This is a genomic window from Occallatibacter savannae (assembly GCF_003131205.1).
In the GTDB taxonomy this organism is placed as follows: domain Bacteria; phylum Acidobacteriota; class Terriglobia; order Terriglobales; family Acidobacteriaceae; genus Telmatobacter; species Telmatobacter savannae.
In genome coordinates this window covers 161,327-180,781 of the sequence record NZ_QFFY01000009.1, presented here as the reverse complement: position 1 = coordinate 180,781, position 19,455 = coordinate 161,327, and the positions used below count along the sequence as shown (strand labels likewise).

At 61.1% G+C, this 19,455-nt stretch carries 6 protein-coding genes; 1 reads left to right on the top strand and 5 read right to left on the bottom strand.

Translation table 11 applies throughout. The annotated features are described in order from the left end of the window. Positions 1–73: 73 nt before the first annotated feature. Complete coding sequence (locus DHV10_RS28085) at positions 74–9,697, bottom strand: Kelch repeat-containing protein (RefSeq protein ID WP_162601890.1); 9,624 nt, start codon at positions 9,695–9,697, stop codon at positions 74–76. Positions 9,698–10,667: 970 nt separating this feature from the next. On the opposite strand from DHV10_RS28085, the gene DHV10_RS25560 reads away from it, so the two are divergent. Next, positions 10,668–12,323 (top strand): SpoIIE family protein phosphatase, encoded by a 1,656-nt coding sequence (locus tag DHV10_RS25560; RefSeq protein ID WP_239462046.1) that lies wholly within the window; start codon positions 10,668–10,670, stop codon positions 12,321–12,323. 13 nt (positions 12,324–12,336) lie between these two features. On the opposite strand, the gene DHV10_RS25555 is transcribed toward DHV10_RS25560, so the two are convergent. The 4 genes from DHV10_RS25555 to DHV10_RS25540 form a co-directional block, all read right to left on the bottom strand. Next, entirely contained in the window at positions 12,337–13,983 is a 1,647-nt protein-coding gene (locus tag DHV10_RS25555; RefSeq protein ID WP_109489252.1) for a rhamnogalacturonidase, read from the bottom strand. Between the two features lie 121 nt (positions 13,984–14,104). Beyond that, positions 14,105–14,800, bottom strand: coding sequence for a response regulator transcription factor (locus DHV10_RS25550; RefSeq protein WP_109489309.1), 696 nt, complete (start codon positions 14,798–14,800; stop codon positions 14,105–14,107). Positions 14,801–14,833: 33 nt separating this feature from the next. Continuing rightward, entirely contained in the window at positions 14,834–16,387 is a 1,554-nt protein-coding gene (locus DHV10_RS25545) for a PAS domain-containing sensor histidine kinase (protein ID WP_109489251.1), read from the bottom strand. Positions 16,388–16,738: 351 nt separating this feature from the next. Then, complete coding sequence (locus DHV10_RS25540; protein WP_162601889.1) at positions 16,739–19,360, bottom strand: bifunctional YncE family protein/alkaline phosphatase family protein; 2,622 nt, start codon at positions 19,358–19,360, stop codon at positions 16,739–16,741. Between the last annotated feature and the right edge of the window lie 95 nt (positions 19,361–19,455).

Sequence of the window (19,455 nt, the reverse complement as noted above, 5' to 3'; positions counted from 1 at the left end):
CTTCCGGCTGCACTGCGCGCATCTCGTGCGACGGTGCCCGGGCAGCATACTCGGCTGCCCGGACCCCCACTTCTTAGAACTTCGCACACTGCCCTTGCTTGACCGCCGCCTTGTTGTTGCCGCCGGTGATCACGCTGTTGGACTGGCATTGCAGGGCGTTCACGATCGTGTTGTTGAAGATCTGCGTCGCTCCCGTATTGCTCTGGTCCTGGATGCTGACTCCCACGCTGTTTCCATTGATGGTTGTCGCACCGCCGTTGCTCTGCACCTGAATGCTGCCGGAGACCTTATCTCCATTCATCGTGACCGGCGCTGGGTTACTGGAGACACTCAGGCTGCCGCCGATGCTGTTCATCGCGCACGACGTGGTGCCCGAGCCGATGATGAGTGGAGCGCTGTTGCTCTGGTACACCACGCTGCCGGTGATGGTGCTGCCGCAGACCTGGTTCACCGTGGAGCTCTTCGGGATACTCTGAACCGTGAGATTCCCCTTGATGGTCGATTGCGTGAAGGCGAATGCGCCGCCGCTTTGAATTACAAGACTACTTCCAACAGTGGCGCCGATCAGGTTGATGTTGCCGCCTGTACCGGTGATGCTGCCGGTCGTGCCTCCGCCATAGAACGTGCACGTCTGTCCCTTGCTGACGGTGAGGTTGCCCTTGAACGTGCCGCTGTACGTTCCGTTGCAGGTGGTTCCGGAAGTGGGCACCAGGGCTGCAAGGGTGAGCGTAGCGTTGACGTAGACGAAGGAGTAATTCGTCGCGGCCAGCGTGCCGGTGGAGACCGTGATGGGATACGTACCGGGAGCGCTGGACGAAGTTGCAGTGGTGGAGATCGCCGGCCTGGTGTTGTTCAAGACCGCCGAGGTCTCCCCGTTCACGAATCCCGTAATCGTGTAGTCGTTCGCGAGCGATGGAATCGGCTGCCCGTTCGGAACCGTGATGTTGCCCGCTGCCACTGTGAGAGGTGCAGGAGCGATGTTGAACTTCTGCGTGAGGGAGGCCGGGCTATACGTGCTATTCCCTGCCTGGGAGGCGGTGACAACGCACGTTCCAGCACCGACAATCGTGATGCTGTTCCCGCTGACGCTGCATTGCTGCGGCGAGGAGGTGCTGAACGTGATCGGCAGGCCTGAGGTTGTTGTCGCGCTCACCGGAACCGGCGCGCTTCCGTACTGAGTATTTGCCACCTGCGGGAAGGTGATGGTCTGCGAAGTGAGATTCGAGCCCGCCGGCAGAATCGTGAACGTACCCGAGACTGGATCGGCAGCGTTGTACGCAGGCTGTACCACTGGAACGGCCGTGCTGTTGCCCGCCTGCGAAGCGGTGATGGTGCATGTCCCGGTGCCGGTAAGAGTGATCGCGGCTGAGGACACACCCGAGGTGATACTTGACGAACCGGCCGTACACGGGCCTGTCGCCGTAAAGCTGACCAACTGGTTATTCGGACTGCCGTTTGAGAGTGCAGTCGCTGAGACCTTCACGGGCGTCGTCGACAGGACTGCGGAACTCGGCAGCGGACCCAGCTGGATCGTCTGATCGATTGTGAGCACCGCTGGTGGCGACGGCGGGCTCTGCCGTTGCGTTCCCGTGGTTGGGTCCGGAACGAGCGTGGTGGCGATGGTGTACACCACAGTTCCCGACGTGGGTGGATTCGTGTCCGTAAATGTCGTCGCTGGTGCGCTTCCGTTGACGCCGCTGACGCTGCCAATGACTACGGCCGGACCGCCATTGACGCTGCGCGAAATGGTGTACGTCTGCACAACGCCGAAGGCCGGCGCGGTCCAGTTCACCTGAACGGCTGCATTCTGGACGGTGTATGTAGCCGACGGCGGAGGACGCACGATGGAGTTTGCGGAGTCGTAATCGAGCTCAGCGTTGGAGACACCTCCACCGCCCAGGGTGACGTTGCCGCCGCCACCGAGAGTGATGTTGCCGCCTGCACCGAGTGTTACGTTGCCCCCGGCTCCAAGAGTGACATTGCCGCCTGCGCCCAGCGTTACGTTTCCCCCAGCGCCAAGGGTCACTGTGCCGCCACCGCCGAGGGTGATGTTGCCACCCGCGCCAAGCGTCACGGTGCCACCACCGCCGAGCGTTACGTTTCCTCCTGCACCAAGGGTGACGTTGCCGCCTGCGCCGAGGGTGATCGTTCCGCCGGCCGGCACGAGGTAAGAACCGCCTGCGCCCAGTGTGACCGTTCCGCCGCCGCCCAGGGTGATGGTGCCGCCCGCGCCGAGTGTCACGTTGCCGGCAGCGTTCATCACGATCGTTCCGCCACCGCCGAGCGTGATGGTTCCGCCACCGCCCAAGGTGACATTGCCGCCCCCGCCGAGTGTTACATTGCCGCCGGCACCCAGCGTGATGTTTCCGCCAGCTCCGAGCGTGACCGTACCACCCGCGCCCAGGGTGACGTTGCCGCCGCTTCCGATTGCGATGTCACCTCCGGCGCCCAGTGTCACAGTGCCACCGCCGCCGAGTGTGACGTTGCCACCGCCGCCCAGAGTGACATTGCCGCCGCCCCCAAGCGTGATGGTTCCGCCAGCGCCCAGGGTGACATTGCCGCCCGCACCCAGCGTGACGGTTCCTCCGCCGCCGAGCGTCACGGTGCCCCCTGCGCCAAGCGTGACATTCCCGCCGGCTCCGAGCGTAACCGTGCCGCCGGCACCGAGCGTGATGGTGCCACCGCCGCCAAGCGTGACATTGCCGCCACCGCCAAGAGTGACCGTGCCGCCATTGCCAAGGAGGATGCTTCCGCCACCGGCCGGCAATGTATAGGAGCCGCCCGCCGGAATCGTGATGGAAGCTCCGCCACCGCCGAGCGTGATGGTGCCGCCCGCGCCCAGTGTTACGGTCCCACCGCCGCCCAGCGTCACCGTGCCGCCCGCGCCGAGTGTAATCGTGCCGCCACCACCGAGCGTGACGGTCCCGCCGATGGGCAATCCCACCACTCCGTTCGTGCCGGCCGTGAACGTGCCCGTAGCCGAAATGCCACCGTTTACCGTGGCGCTTCCGCCAGTGCCCAACGTGATGGTCCCGCCGCCCGCGATCGAGCCGCCGCTCGGGATCGTCACGTTGCCGCCCGCACCCAGCGTGATGTTGCCGCCCGCGCCCAGCGTCACCGTTCCGCCCGGACCGACAGCCACACTTCCGCCCGGAGCGATGTTGAGCGGCGTGTACGAAGAGCCGAACGAGAGCACGTTGGCAAGCGAAGCGAACTGGCCGCCTGTCGCGCCCACCTGGCGCAGATCGATATTGATCAGGTCGTTGAATCCATGCAGCGTCGTATACGGCTGCCCATCGAAGGTGATGTTCTGCCCGTTGGCCCAGGCCGGCGTGATCGGCGAGATGGGTCCGGTAACGCGATAGCCTACGTCTCCGGCGAGCGGAGTGCCGTCGCAGTGCAGCGTCGCCGCGCTGGCTCCAGTGCTCGGCGCTGTGGGTACGTACCACGTGGACGTGGGGAACGTCGCAGGAGCGTTGGCGGGACCCAGAAGCTTCGTGGTCGAGCCCAGAGTCGACTGCGTGAGCATGCTCAGCTCCTGGTTTGAGAATGCAATCGCCGAGTTCGGTCCCACTCCATCGAGCTGGAATAGGTAATTCATGATGCTCTGGTAGTTCGGCTTGCAATTGGCTTCAAACGTCGGAACGTAGCTGCCCTGGTTGTAGTAGAGGCCGCCGTGACCGAGGCCGATGGTGTGCCCGAGTTCGTGGAAGAGCGTGCCCGCGATGACGTTGGCGCGCTTGCTCATGTCCTGGCCGGAGGTTTCCCAGAGGCCGAGAGTGACCGCGGAGTCCGCGCCGCCCAGATCCGAGTATCCGGAGATGCTCGTCACAGTTCCCGAGGTGATGCCGATGACGGGCTCAGGCAACGTGTTGTTCGGATAGCTCCAATTCGTCGTCACGCTCGAAGGAGTGGCGACGATGATGGTCGAAGTATCCGGACAGGAGGTCGCGGTGTATACGCCGTTGAGGTTTGGCTGGCCCTGGATACCGGCAATGGTGATGCGGCTCGGACACTTGTTGATTCCGGTGCCTCGATCCGTAGTCTTGATCGTGGTCTGTCCGCTCACGCCCGCGACGGAGTTGATGGAGACCAACGATCCATAGCGCGAGTTCCATGCGGGAATCGCGAGCGAGTGCCCGAAGAGAACGTAGTGGTAGCTATCCTTCTGCCCGTAGGCGAAGCGCGGCGAGCAGTCGCCGCCCGACGCGCACGAAGCAAGATTGCGCGGCCACACTTTGGAGAACTCGAGCGAGTTCTTCCAGCCCACAACACCGGGCTGGTTAAGGAACTGGCAGGGTTGGCCGGGTAGGTCAGTCTTGCAGTTGTCCTCGGCGATCGCATTCCCTACCTGCAGATGCAAGTAGATTCCCGCGTTGAAGAACGCTTGCTGCACCATCATGAGCGGATCGTTGCCGTTGGCGTCGGGCGAGGGGAAGAGGTTCTCCTGAGTAGGATCGCACGAGCCATTCGACAGAATGCTGCCGCACATGTAGTCGAACTGAACGAACAGGTCTTTGTGGCCCGCCTGCGCTCCGGGCAGCGCGACCCACAATCCGGTCTTCACGTCGTAGTAGCCGGGCTCGCCCGCGTGGAAGTCGCTCGCTGCCGGACCGTTCTTCCATGCCGCGAGGATGCCGTCATTGTCGGGATTGTTGAGCGCTGCGGACCCGATAACGGCGCCATACGCAACGCCTGCGTTGAGGGGCGTGCTGAACTGGTCACGCTGTGTGAACAGAGAGCTGCTTGGCGCGTTGTTCCAGCCACTTGAGTCAACATAGAGCGTTGTCACCGCGGCGTTCGCATTTCCGAATGTGGCGACATCGTAGAATCCCTGCACAGTTTGCGTTGTCGAGGACGCGGGAATCGCCGCACCGTCGTAGATAACAACGGCCTTCAATGGGAAGTTCGGCGAGAGCACGCGATAGATCACGACGAGGCTCGCGCCCTCGCTCGCAATCACGCCGTTGGTGCCTACGCCTGGCAGCGAAATCGTGAAGCCGCCATTGCCGATGCGGATCCCGTTCGCGCCGTTCTGGAAGTAGGTGTTGACGTCGGCACGATACACGCGCAACGTTCCGGTTGCTGTTCCGTCATTGTAGTTCTGCAGGTCTTTGCCGATCTGCTGCCCCGAGATGGGATATCCAAGAAAGCTGGCATTCGCGCCTGAAGGCGATGCGGAGCTCTCCAACGTGGTCCAGTAGAGGAAACCGTCAATCAGGTCGGCACCGGTGGGGACTCCGGCGCTTCCGGGGCCGGTGCTCGCCGGGATGTTGATAGTTCCGCTCACCCTGCCATTGGCCGCAGCTACCCCACGCAGGTTCACTCCCGCTGCCGCGTAGTCACCCGTCACGAAGTAGTTATTCAGCAGCGACAGAGGATTCGGTGTGGGCGGCTGGCCCGGGCCGCTCGAGACCTGGAGCTTCACCGCGGAATTCAATAGGACTTGCGTACCGGCGGCTGGATTCGAAGCGATGACGCTTCCGGCGGGAACCACGCTGCTGGAGGCCGTGCTGATCGAACCCGCTGTTAAGCCCGAGTTCGTAAGTGCGGTGCCCGCGGCGGCCTGGGTCAGGCCAATCACGTTGGGAACTGCCGTGGTGGTCGCAACGCCGTTGACACCGCCGATGCCAGTCATGCTCACCTGCTGCAGCACAACGGCCGACGAGAGATTGAGGGTGTTGTCGCTGAAGGATGCGGTGCCGGTGAAATATCCGGTGGTTTGCGGCCTGAAGCTGAAGCCCTCGGAACAGACCGCTCCCGGAGCGAGCGTGAACGAGTTGCATGTCCCGCTTGCGGAGAAGTTCGCGCCAAGGCCAGACAAAGCCAGCGATCCTTGAAGCGGCTGGTTGCCGACGTTCTGCAGCGTAACAGCCTTGGGACTATCTGCACTCGTACTTCCGGCATTCGTGATCGCAAAACTCAGTGCTGCCGGGGGCTGCGAAGAGGCCAAAACGAAAACCTGATTGTTGTATGCATCGGATGGACCGCGGTCCGGAATGATGACGTCGCCCTTTGTATCCACTGCAATTCCATAAGCCAGCGCACTGCTCAACGGGATTTGGCACGAAGCATCGTTACACCCGGCCGGCACCTCCACGATCTTTGGAACCGCCTCATCGGCCACAAAAACATCGCCCGCTGCATCAACCGCGACTGCTTCAGGGGCAGACCATCCTGAACCCACTTGCACCTGACAACTGGTGTTCGTGCAACCTGGCGGCACCTTCACCACCTGCCCTGGAATCAGGCCCGGCGGATACGAAACAGACGTGACGAAAAGATCTCCCGCTGCATCCGTCGCGAGACCTACCGGACTAAGTCCCGATGCTGCGGTGTAGACCACCGTGGTGCATGCAGCACTGGTACATCCGGCCGGAGCCTTCACGACTACCCCGCCATTGAAGGAGCTGACGAACAAGTTCCCAGCGGTATCCACGGCAACACCAAGCTGCGATGTCAGCCCGAAATTCATTTGGTTCTGAACGCCCGCTGGGGTCACCTCCACAACCGCATTCAGATTGTTGTCAGCGATGAAGAGATTTCCAGCCCCGTCCACTGCCATTCCCTGGGGGTAGGCCAGTCCCGAACCCACTGTCGACACTGAGCCGTCCGCGCCGACTTTCACAACCCGGTGATTCCCTGAATCTGCGATGTAGAGGTCCCCAGCGGCATCCACTGCCACTCCGTTTGGAACATTCAACGCGTAATTCGGTGTTGTGTTCACCACAGCCACCGCCGCCGGCCCGAACGCCGCCAGGGGAGCCTGGCCGACGCCATAGATCGCCTGCGTCGCCACCGGGTTGCCGTTGGTGTCGAACAGCGTCACAGCACCTGTGCGCGAGCCGGGTGCTATGGGTGTGAACGTCACGTCGACGGAGCAAGAGGCTCCCGCGGCGACCGATCCTGTGCAGGTGTTGTTACTCCCCGGCGCGAAGTCCAGGCCGGAAGCGCCCTGAGTTACGATCTGAACCGCGCCCAGGGTTGTGCTGTTTAGCACGATGAAGGGAATCGTCAGCGTTGCGCTGCACGGCGAGAGGCTGGTGGTTGAGTTCTTCGGGCACACGTATACGTTGCCGAAGCTCTGCCTGGCAAAAACCGCCGTCGCAGTCACGTTGCCGGTGACTCCGCAGTAGGGAGCCGAGCCGCCGCATCCGCTTGTCCACCCGACGAACACTGATCCCGGCGCTGCCGTGGCTGTCAGCGACTCGGAGCCCGTATAGCTTGTCGTGCACACGTTGTTTGGATTTGCAGCGCCATTCGTCTCGCCGCAGTTGATCAGGTTGTCTGCGGAGGTCACCACGCCGCTGCCTGAACCCTGCAGGGTCACATTGAGCGTGTTCGACGGCGGCGGAGCTGCAAGAGTGAACGTAGCTGTCACGTTCGTTGGTCCGCTGATGGACACTGTGCAGACTGTGCCGGTCTGTCCCAGGCAAGCGCCGCCCCAGCCCGTGAAATTTGAGCCCGCCGACGGGAACGCGGTGAACGAGAGTTGCAGTCCGGTAGAGTACTGCGACGTACACCCTGAAGACGCACTGCCGGCACTCAGATTGCAATTGATGGACGTCGGATACGAGATGACGCTTCCAGAGCCGTTCCCTGGACCCGTGACGCTGATGCTGACAGTCGAACCGGTACTCAACGCGCTGAGAGCTAGAGTTTGGGTTGCAGGGTTGCCGTTCAGTGAGTTGTCGCTGACCGGAGCGGAAGCACTGATTGAGCCAACACTCTGTGTGAACGCGTAGAAGCTCTCTATGCACGTGGCGCCCGGAACCAGCGAGAACGCAGAGCAGGTGGAGGCAGAGGCATCTTCAAAGATGCCCGCTCCGGACACAGCACCCAGTGATCCAGTCAGAGTTTGGTTGCCGATGTTCTGAATCGTGAGCTGGGTGTCTGGCGTCGATTGATAGCCGCTCTTGACTACGCCCAGGTTCAAAGCCGAGACCGACCGGGTCAGCTCTACCACCTGGTTGTTGGTGATGTCAGGGATGAAGATGTTTCCCGCTGCATCCACTCCCACTCCAACAAGAGGGCTTCCCAGTCCGATAGCCTGCAGGGACGTCTGAACTCCTGCCGGTGTCAGCTCATACGTTTGCCCGTCGCCATAATCCGCAACGAAGACATCGCCGGCCGCATCCACAGCGACGCCGATGGGATCATTCAGTCCGGTGAATGGCAATGTGGTCTGTACTCCATCCAGCGTGACCTTCACAATCTGGTTATGTCCGGAGTCCGCGATGAATACGTTCCCGAGTCCATCTACAGCTATGCCCTGAGGAATGCTCAGTCCGCTGCCGACCAGGGTTTGCTGTCCGCCCCCGGCCGGAATTTCCACGACCTGGTTGTTCTGATAATCCGCGACGAAGATGTTGCCCAACCCGTCCACGGCCACGCCCGAGGGTCTGTTCAATCCGCTGCCCAGCGTGATCGGCGCTCCGCCGCCCGCAGGAATCTCCACCACGACGTTGTTCGATTGGTCGGCGGTGTAGACATTTCCGGCACCATCAACGGCGACGCCCTCAAGAATGCCTGTTCCGCTATAAAGGGCCGTCTGCCCGCCGCCATTCGGCGCAATCTTGATTACCCGCCCGTCCTTCCACGTGGAGACATACAGATTGCCGAATGCGTCCTCGGCTACGCTATACGGGGAGATCAGTCCAGTTCCCACCGTCGTCTGCACGCCGGGGCCGAATGCAATCGCCGGTGCCTGACCGGTACCGTAGATGGGCGTGGAGGCGAGGAGATTGCCAGAGGTGTCGAGCAGGTTGACAGCGCCCACGCGCAGCCCGGGGGCCGCAGGCTTGAAGACGACGCTCACCGCGCAGGAACCGCCTTGTGAAATGGCGCCCTGACAAGTGCTGGAGTTCGCAAGAGAGAAATCGAGGTTGGGTGCTCCTTGGGTCAGCACCTGAACAGTTCCCAGATTCGCAGAACTCAGGAATTTGTAGGTCAAAGTTAGACTTGTGCTGCACCCCGCCGCGCCCGCATTGGCCGGAGGGCAGACATTGGCGCTGCCCAGATTCTGGGTAGGCCCGAACTGCCATGTGTCGTTAAAGGTATTCTGCGAGAAGTCGCTGCCGCCAAACAGGATCATCTGCCCTTGAGCGGCGTCGTAAACGAGCGAGTTGCCGGCCCAGCGCCGAAGAGGACTGTTCGTCGACGTTATCGGGTTGGGGGTCAGATTCGTCCAACCTGTTCCGCTCCAGGCCCACGTGTCATTCAGATAGTTGGGGCTGAGAGGGCTTTGCTGTCCTCCGAACAACACAACCTCGCCCAAAGCCGAGTCGTATGCCATGCCCGCACCCTCGCGGACAGGCGGAACCGTTGACAACGCGGTCACCTGCGTCCAGTTCGTGCCGTTCCAGGTCCAGGTGTCGTTGAGGCTGTTGAGGGAAGCGTCTTCTCCTCCGAAAAGAATCACCTTTTGGCTCGACACGTCGAAGGCCATCGCGTAGCTGTTGCGAGCGGAGGGACTCGGCGCAATCACCGGTGTCGCATAGATCCAATCGACTCCATTCCATATCCACGTGTCGCCCTGTGTCTGGCCATTGGTGTCAAGACCGCCAAACAAAACCACGTTTTGGTGCACGGGATCGTAGACCATCGAAGCGCTGGCCCGGCCATTGGTGGGATGGTGCGCAGGCGCCAGTTGCGTCCATTTGGTTCCGTCCCACGTCCAGGTGTCGGCATAGCGCACGCTGGGGGAGCCTTGGGCGTCAGGAGCCAGCCCGCCAAACAAACAACGTTGCCGGTGGCCGGATCGTAAACCATCTCGGAGTTTGACCGCGGCGAGGGACTGCTGGCAGGATCCGCCGGAGTGACATTCTTCCAAGTCGTTCCGTTCCACACCCAGGTGTCGTTCAGATAGGTCCCGTAAAAACCACCGAACATCACCACCTGCTTGTGTGCCTCATCGTAAGCCAGCGCCGCGGTGCTGCGGGGCGATGGACTAGTCGCTGGGCTCAATTGCTCCCATCCCTGCTGAAGCGTCTGCGCTCCGGCCACAACGCCGCCCCACGCGGCCGCAAGCAGCAGCACGACAGGAAACAGGGAAAGTGCGTTGCGGCTACTCACCGCTTTGGCTGAGTTCTGCTGATTTTGTGCTTGGACGGAAACGGAGCCGGAAGTGGACCGCGTGCGAGCGGGCAGACAGGGCATAGGAAACGTCTCTCCTGGGGTAAGTACTGCAAAAAAGTACAGAGAAGCTCAGCGCCGCACTACGGATCCGAAGCGCAGAGATTGGTGGAGGAAGGCCCGACGTCAATGATTCGGCACAGGGTTGCTGAAGTCCGCCGAAAGAGAAGTCATGGTGTCATCGGGAAGCCGCGTCGACCTCGGCTTTACTTCCACGTCGGACCACAAATAGGCAGCAGCACAGGAGGAGCCTTTCAGGGGTCAGTCATTTCACAATGCGCAATCGCGACGGGCATTGTCAAGAAAAGTACGGGCACGAGGCGAAATTTTAACCGCGAAAACACTGCATCGCGGCGGTTCACAGTACGGAAGCAGACATTTTCTTGTTGTTGTTCTTGTTCCGATCGGCAAACGGAGAAGGCGACGCTGTCGAAGAACTGGTGTTGCGCCGAGGAAGAGGCGCCCCGTCCCAATTTTCAGCTCGCGAACTTAACCATCGCCCTCGACGCGCTGCACCGAATAGAATGCCGACAGTGTCGCTGCAATTCACAAAGCCGAGCCTGCACTACGACGATTTCGACGGTGAGAACGCCTTTGAGATCCAAAGCGAGTGCACGTCGATCGGTCGATCCGCCGACCAGGACCTGGTTCTGAAGGAGGCATTCGCCTCGCGTCGTCACGCAACCATCGTCCGCCAGAACGGCGCTTTCGAGGTCATCGACCAGAACAGCTCCCACGGCACTTACGTCAATGGAAAGCGCATTGACCGCGCCAAGCTGCGGTCCGGCGACACCCTTCAGTTCGGGTCGGTCAACGCCGTCTGCTACCGGTTCGAGTTCCCCGAGAGTGCAAGTATGTCCGGCGTTCGCGCAGATGAACTGCTCGCCGCCCTCTCCGGATTCGAGCCGCCCACAACCGGCAACGTTCCCAAGCCCGCACGCGAGATTGAAAAGCTGAGCTTCCTGCTGAGCGCCGCCCGCCAGCTGAACTCAGGCGGCGCCATCAACGACATCTTCCTGGCTCTGCTCAAGCTTTCCATGCAGCTCACCGGGACCGAACGCGGTTTCGTGTTCCTGATGAAAGAAGGAGAGCTGACCTCGGAGCTCGGGCTTCGCTCCGACGGTACCCTCATTGAAGAGGATTCGTCGGTGTCGCGCCGGGCCATGCAGAAGGCCGTTGAAAGTGACTCGCGATTTTACTTGAGCGACACACTCAGCGACGACAGCGCCGCGCAGTGGGCCAGCGTCATGGCGCACTCCATTCGCAGCATCTACTGCATTCCGCTGCGCAAGCACTCCCAAACCGAGCCGAGCAGTTGCCTCGGCGTTCTCTATCTCGATGCGCAGCTCGGAGCAAAAAGCCTGAGCGATATCGATCAGCAGGTGCTGGACACGCTGGCTACAGAGGCATCAACGCTTCTGCACAATGCCCTGCTCGCCGATACGGAGTTGAAGGCCCGGCAGGCCGAGGAAGAGCTCGCCATCGCTGCCTCCATTCATTCCGGCCTGATGTCCATCACGCTTCCGCGGCTCGATTACGCGGAGGTTCAGGCGCGCACCATCCCCTGCCATGCCATCGGCGGCGACTTCTACGATGTCATCGAATTACGCGACTGCGTTTGCCTTGCCATCGCGGACGTTTCAGGCAAGGGTGTGCCTGCCTCCATCGTTGCGGCCACACTGCAGGGTATTATTCACGCGCTGATGCTGACCGGCCAGTCTCTGCCGGAGACAGCCGACCTGATCAACCGCTTCTTGTGCGCCCGCCAGGTGGGCAAGTACGCAACGATGATTCTGCTCAAGCTCTTCCCCGGCGGATGCGTCGAGTTCCTGAACTGCGGCCACGTACCGCCGCTGCTCATCAGTTCAGCGGGGGAGATCGTGGAACTCGAGACAGCCAACCCCATCGTGGGCCTCATCGAGCAGGCAACCTACTCCGCGTCTGAAATCACGCTGCGGCCGGGCGATCGCATACTGCTCACCACCGACGGCGTAACCGAGATCAAAAATCGCTCCGGACAGCTCATCAGCACAGAAGGCCTGATCGCGCTCGCACATCTGCCCACCCTCGACGAGATCGTGAACGAGCTGCAGCAGATCCAGGCTTCGCCCGAAGCGCAGGACGACTGGACGCTGCTGGATGTTCGGTATAGGGGCAGAGCGGTTGCCGGCGCAGTGGACGCGCAATAGTCTTCGCTCCGACTCAAACCATTTTCTGGTCTGCGGCCTGCAGCGTCGTATCCGCGGCTGCGCGGCTCCAGCCGATGCGCAGGTCCTTCACAGCACGCAGCGCGAAGGCGCCATCCGTCGCGCGAGGCGCGGTGACGGCGAAGAAATCCGCCCGTTCCACGTCGTGCAGATGAAACGCGGGCCGCGCGTCCGCTGTTGCGTGCGCGATCTCGACATGACTCATCTCCACGTTCCGCATATGCCGCAGGAAGAAGCCTGACGCGGGGATCGGGCCGAACCGGTGCGGGTCCGGATACCCGTCCTCCAGTTCAGGCGGAACGGTCCTGGCCATCTCCGCAGTTCCACCACCGGCAGTCTCGATGTATATGTTCGCAAGCTTCACGTCTTCGATGACTGCGCCGGGAATTCCGGTCAGAATCGAGCCGGGCAGAGGCGCGTTGTGACACACCAGGTTGCTGATCAGCACGCGCTTCATCGATCCAACCTTCGTGCTCTCTTTCGGCCCGCGCAGACGTCGGCCCAGACGCATGAAGAGAGGCCCGCTGTAGAGATCGCGCATGGTGGTGTTGGTGATGGTGAAGTCTTCAAGCAATGCGCCATCCACGCTCTCCAGCGCGTAGCCCAGGCAGCCTTCGAAGACGCAATTCGAGATGGTGACGTTGATGAAGCCGCCGTTCGATTCCGTGCCGAACTTGATGCGGCCCGTGCGGCCCACGTGCTCGCCCTCCGCATATTTCTTGAACGTGCCATCCTGCACCGAACCGAGCACGTACGAGCCGGCGACAAAGCAATTCGTGATCGTGAGGTTTCGAGTCGGGCGCGCATACCCCAGCGCGTAGCTCGACTTCGGACAGATACCGTCGTCCCACGGCGAATTGACCGTGCAATTGGAAACGCGCACGTTCTGGCAGCAGTCGATGTCGATTCCATCGCGATCCGTATCGAGTTTCAAATTGTCGATCGTAAGGTTGTCGACGCCTGTGAGCAGCAGACAGAAGTGTCCGCCCTTCAGAACCGAAAAGTCGCGCAGAATCACGTTGCGACAGTTCTTCAGGGCGATGGCCTTGTTGCCCACGCCGGCCTGCTCGGCAATGTAGATCGGATAGTCTCCGCGCTTCTCACGATCTCCGCCGAAGCTGAGCCCCTTGCCGAAGATCAGGCCCGGCCCCGTGATGCTGAAATCGTGGATGCCTTCGCCCCAGATCAGCGAATTGTGCCAGTGATTATGACCGTAATCCTGGTAGCTCTCCCATGGCGCGTTGGGTTCCGCAGCATCGTACTTGCCGCCGTTGTAGCCGGTCTGTTCGCCCGGCCTGGGAGAGTCCGCGGCGACGATCGTGCATCCCTGACTGAGAAAGAGATGCACCTGGCTTTTCAAGTGAATCGAGAAGCAGAGATATTTGCCCGCCGGAAGAAGCACCAGTCCGCCGCCCGCCGCGGCAGCCGCATCGATGGCGCGGTTAACTGCATTGGTATCGAGCGTCTTGCCGTCGCCCGCAGCGCCGTAGGTTCTCACGTCGAAGATGCCATTCCCGGCCGTGGCTGATTCTGTGACGCCAGAAATCGCGGCTCCAAACCTCATGGATGGCATCGCGGCCCCGGCCACACCAAAACCGCCAGTGCGCAAAAGCTCTCGCCGCAGTGAATCAATACTTTTCATGCAGTCTCCCGCATCGATCAATCTGCCTCGAGAATCTTAATCGACCGAACACGGGAACGGCGCCGGAGGATCACTCCGGCGCCGCCAGAAAAGGATCAGCGTCTTGGGAAGCACTGCACGTTCAGATCCGGGGCTTTCCATTGAGCTTCGACTGGATGGCGTGCTGAATCAGTTCACGGCCGCTCTTCAATCCGAGCTTCTCCTTGATGTGCGCCTGGTAAGTCTCCACCGTCTTCACGCTAAGGCGAAGTTCTTCGGCGATCTCGCGGGTTGAGCGTCCTTCTCCGATAAGGCGGAATACTTCCAGCTCGCGATCGGAAAGTACGCCTTCGCGCGAGTCGAGAAACGAAGGGGTACCGTCGATGAACTGCTGCAGCAGCTTCCGCGACATCGCATCGCTGAGGTAGACCTCTCCGTTAAGGATGCTGCGGATAGCGACGAGAACCTTCTCCGTGGCCTCCTGCTTCATGATGTAGCCGTTGGCGCGCGCGCGCAGCGCCCGCTCCGCGTATATGGCTTCATCGTGCATGGAGAGGACCAGCACAGGCAGAGTGGGATTCGCGGCGCGGATCGTCTTCAGGACCTCCAACCCGTCAGGCCCCTTCAGCGAAATATCCAGAACCACGATGTCGGGGTTCAACTGCACGATGGCTTGCATCGCGACACGCAGGTCCTCGGCTTCGCCGCAGACTCGCAGGTCACCCTGCTGGTTGATGAGCATCGCCAATCCCTGGCGAAGCAATGGATGATCGTCGATGACCAGCACCGACTTCTTCACAAGAGGCGCAACCTGCTCAGAAACGGAAGCGTTCGTCATTTTCATTCCCTCTGCAACCCGCACCTTCTACTGCTACTGCTTGACAGGAAACGTACAGGAAACCGTCGTACCCCGAAGTGCATTTCGCGTAATCTCAATTCGGCCGCCGATCATCGCCGACCGGTAGCTCATGATGTGCATTCCCATCCCGCGCGAATTCTCGCGGTCCTCCGGAATGCCAAGACCATCATCCACAATCTGCAGCGTACCCGTCTCACTCTCAGTTGTGAGCCGGATCGCAATGTGCTTCGCCCCGCCATGCTTGATCGCGTTATTCACCGCTTCCTGCGCGATGTGGTGCAGGTGCGTTGATACGGCGATGTCGTGCATCAGCACAGGGCACGAACAATCGAACCTGCAGGTGATGCCGTATATGTCCTCTACCTCATCCGCCCACAGTTGCAGCGCTGACATCAGTCCCTGCGAATCGGACATCACCGGAAGCAGGCCGCGGGCCAGCTCGCGGCTCTTGCGAACCGACTCGTTCACCAGACGCACCAGTTTCTCGGCCTCCGCGCTAGTGGCCGGATCGGTCTCTGACAACTTCTTCTCGAGCACCTTGGCCATGAACGCGATTCCCGTCAGTTGCTGGCCAAGCCCATCGTGAAGGTCCTGTCCTATCCTGCGCTGCTCACGCGCGCTCACATCGAGCAGAGCACGCTCGAGATGTTCACGCTCCGTGATGTCGATTCCGGTGGCGATGAAGCAGAGATCCTGCTCTTCCGTCGCGGGCAACGCTGTGCTGGACCATGCAATCAGCCGGGTTGGGCCCTCGCGCGTAACCCAATGGCTCTTGCACTCGATGGTCGTCGCACCGCCGCGTAACTGCTCCATCACGGACCTTGCGCGCGCAACCTCTTCCGGTAGCGCGAGGAAGTCAGTGATGTACTTTCCTCGTACGTCTTCCGGGCGGTATCCCGTCGTGACTTCAAAGGCACGATTCCCACGAAGGATCCTTCCGTCCTTATCCAGAACGATGACCAAGGCCCCCACGGTGTCGAGAATTCCCGAGGCAAAATTTCGTTCCTGCTGAAGCGCTCTCTCCGTCTCTTTCAGATCGGAGATGTCGAACGCGATCCCATGCACGAACCATGGCTGCCCATCCGGCCTACGCACCATGCGCGCGTCACACCGAAACCACACAACGCGCCCGCTCTGCGCCAGCACGCGATAAGAGGAGCGGAGTGGCCTCCCCGCGACAAACATCTCCGTGGTTTCCCGTCTCCATCTCTCTTTGTCGTCTGGATGTATGCGCTCGTACCATTGGGCGGGGTCTGAAAGCCACCCTTCGCGCGGGTAGCCAAGAGCGGCCTCGATCTCGGGACTGACGTAAGCCTCGCTGGTGCCTCGATCGATATAGGCCATGAAGACAATGGCCGGCATCTGCTCGAGCAGCGCGCGGTATTTCGCCTCAATACTCGAAGCTGACTCTTCGGCCGGGATATCGTGCATGGTCTCCTTCATGCGATCGCTCCGCCTGAAGGCAGCAGCCACCCGCCAGAGAAGCTCCTGAGCATCTCGCGGAATTTCTTCGGAAGTTTCGTCTCGGCCTCCACGATATACGTCGGGTGTTGCAAGTGACGCCATGCGGGGCCACCTCCTTCCGACAAATCAACTCCTACCGATACTCACTTCTGGTGCTCTCTTCCAAGTCTCCAACATTCCCAAGTGAATCCCGAAGCCGTAACCCCGTATCCGTACCATAGGATGACGCCGGACACATCTTGAAGTGTTTTGCGCTGTTTTAGCAAGTCCGATCTTTCAGAGTGACCAAAAGCGGTTCAAATGCCATCAGAAAAATGCCAGTGTAAACGCTTCCCTATCGCAGTCAAGTACTTGATTGTTGCAGGGCACAGCGGGACGGCAACCGGCCTCAGAGTTCGAGCGCAATTCAGAGTTCCGGAAGCATCGGTACTGCGACGAAGCCTCTGCGAGCCTCTATCTGGGCCTGTGCAGCGATTCGGCAGACTTCTTCAGCTGCTCCTGAATCTCGACGGCATCATCCATGTCTCGCAATTCCGCGGCTTCTTTCTTCGTCTTGGGGCGGGCCACGCGCGCGTGAGCCGGCACAAACACCCGCGCGTCGGCCGGCACTGCCTTGAAGGATTCCTCATGCGGCTGCATGTCGAACATCTCCGCCAGATCGCCGGCCAGCGCGTCCTCGAGATTCAGCGGACCCAGACCCAGCAGTTCGTCAATGGTCTTGATGATTGATCCCATGCTGCTGTGCCCGTGCGCCACAGTTCCAGGCTTTACCCACGGGCTGGCAACCAGCAGAATGCTGCGGTGCGCGTCCACATGATCGACGCCGCCCTGCGCGTCGTCCTCCGTCACGAACAACGCGGAATCTTTCCAGATCGGCGTCTTCGACAAGAACGCAACAATCCTGCCCAGCGCAAGATCGTTGTCCGCGACATACGAGGCGCGATACGGATACCCGTCCTTCGGCCTCGGCTCAGCCGTGTGGTCGTTGGGCAGGCGAATCACAATGAGCCCAGGAATCTTTCCCGCCGCCAGCCTTCGACTGAAGTCGCGCTCGAACTCCTCAACCCTCATCTGATCGGGGATCCCCAAATTGAAGGTCGGAAAGCGCCGGTCGCTCGCTTCAAAGACGGGCAGCGGCAGTGGCGCATTCAACAGCAGCCGCTGCCCTTCCGGTTCCGCCCCGGCGCGCTCATCGTTCCCTTCGAGTTCCAGGCCCTCGCCGTAGTTCAGGATGCCGGGACCGCTCGTCCCCCCGGCCGCCACATGTTCCCAGAGCGATCCGAACTGCGGCTCATCCTCCGGCATCGGGCCATCGGCGCCTCCGAACAGCGCTCGCCTGCCTGGCTGTGCTACGCGCGCATCCTCATGCCGGCGGCCACCGTAGTTCGAGGTCCACGCAGTGTTGAAGAACGGCGTGGGATTGATGCCGACCACCCAGCGGTGACCGTCAGCAGAAACTTCGGACTCCACAAAGAAGTTGTCGCTGACCGCAAACTGCCGTGCGAGCGCGTGCAGATTCGGTGTCACGCTAAGGTGCTTCGCTCCGGGTGTGCTGACGCGCTTGTAGTCTGCTTGATCGTCGAGTTCAGCCCATCCATCGATTCCGAAACGCGCCAGCGATGCGTCGCCGTCGACACCCGGCAAATCTCCCAGCACCTCATCGAAGGTCCGGTTCTCGCGAATAATGAGGAAACAGTGCTTCAGGCGGGGCAGCCTGGAATGGTCGGCAACGTCGGTGGTATTGAGCGCCACGACGCGCTTTGTCGATGCATCAGGCGAGTCTCTGTCTGCGAGAGGAATGACACTCAGGCTGCCCAGTTCCAGCGAACCGATGTAAGTCGGCGCATGGGGATCATGGTTGCTGCCGCCGTTCGGCCCCGCACCTTTTCCTTTCGCATTCACAACGACGAGATCCTGGCCTGCTTCGTCTACTGCAACCGCCGCGGGATTCCATCCAACAGGAATGTGCTCGATCACATGCATCGTGGCCGTCTCCACGACTGCCACGGCATTGATTCCGGACTCCGCGACGTACAGTCGATCCCCGTGCAGGGCCAATCCGCTCGGCATCACTCCGCGCAACGGCCGATGCTGCGCATCCTCAAACGCTGCACCCGTGAAGGGCGAGAGCTGCGCCTCCGCGAGAACCCGCGTACCATCCGCACTGATCTTGACTACGGAATCTGCATGCGCCAATGAGACGTAGACACCGTCTGCGCCCGCAGCTACTCCCGTCGGCGCACTGCCGCCGATCGCGCCTCTGCCCGATGCTGAAACGCGCTCGCCCAGGCGCAGCTTGCCGACGACGACCGGCTTTGCGGGATCGCTTACATCGATGGTCCATATCGAGCTGCCTTCATCGGAGTTCTCGTCGCCCAACCCCGGCACGTGCTTTCCCTCGACGGCCGCTCCCTTCCGCGCGGCTGCGGAGGGATATCCGAATGGCGGAAAGCGCAGTCCGCCCGCAGGATTCGCGCTGGCCTGAACTCCGGGAATCGTCCGGTACTCAAACAGGCCGGTGTTGGTGACGTAAAGCTTCGTTCCATCCGGAGAAAGTGCAAGTCCGAACGGATACCTTCCCGTCCCCACGCTCCCGACCGTTTTCATCAACTCCGTATTCAGAACCACGACGCGCCAGTTCGCCTCGTCGACGACGTACAGCAGCTTTCCATTTTTCGAAATTGTCAGCGCACCCGCAAAGCTCTTCTCAAAGCTCCTGCCCTGGACAGACCCGTCCAGCGATGCTTCTCCTGCAATCGACCAGTCAGACGTTCGGTACGCGCGCACCTTGCCGGTGTCGCCGGTCGCAACATACAGCCGCATCCCATCTGGCGAGTACGCAACACCCGCATGGACCTCGACCGCCGGATCGTTTTCTTTGCCACGCGGAAATTGCTGCGTTCGCGGATGATCCGACGCGGGGTCGTCGATCACATTCAACGCAAACGGGTACCCGATCGATGGCACAGCAGCCTGCTTGCCGTCGCCGCGAATCGCCACGGCAAATGGGTAGGGCGCTACGGGAATCCACTTGCCTGCGGGCTCAATCTGCCGGCCGTTGGGCAGTGTAGTCATCGCGCCATCCTGCGCGAACCCCAGCCCTGCAGCGCTATATGCCAGACAAACAAGAAAACGGCGATATCGGTTCATTGCAACCAGTATCGCCGCTC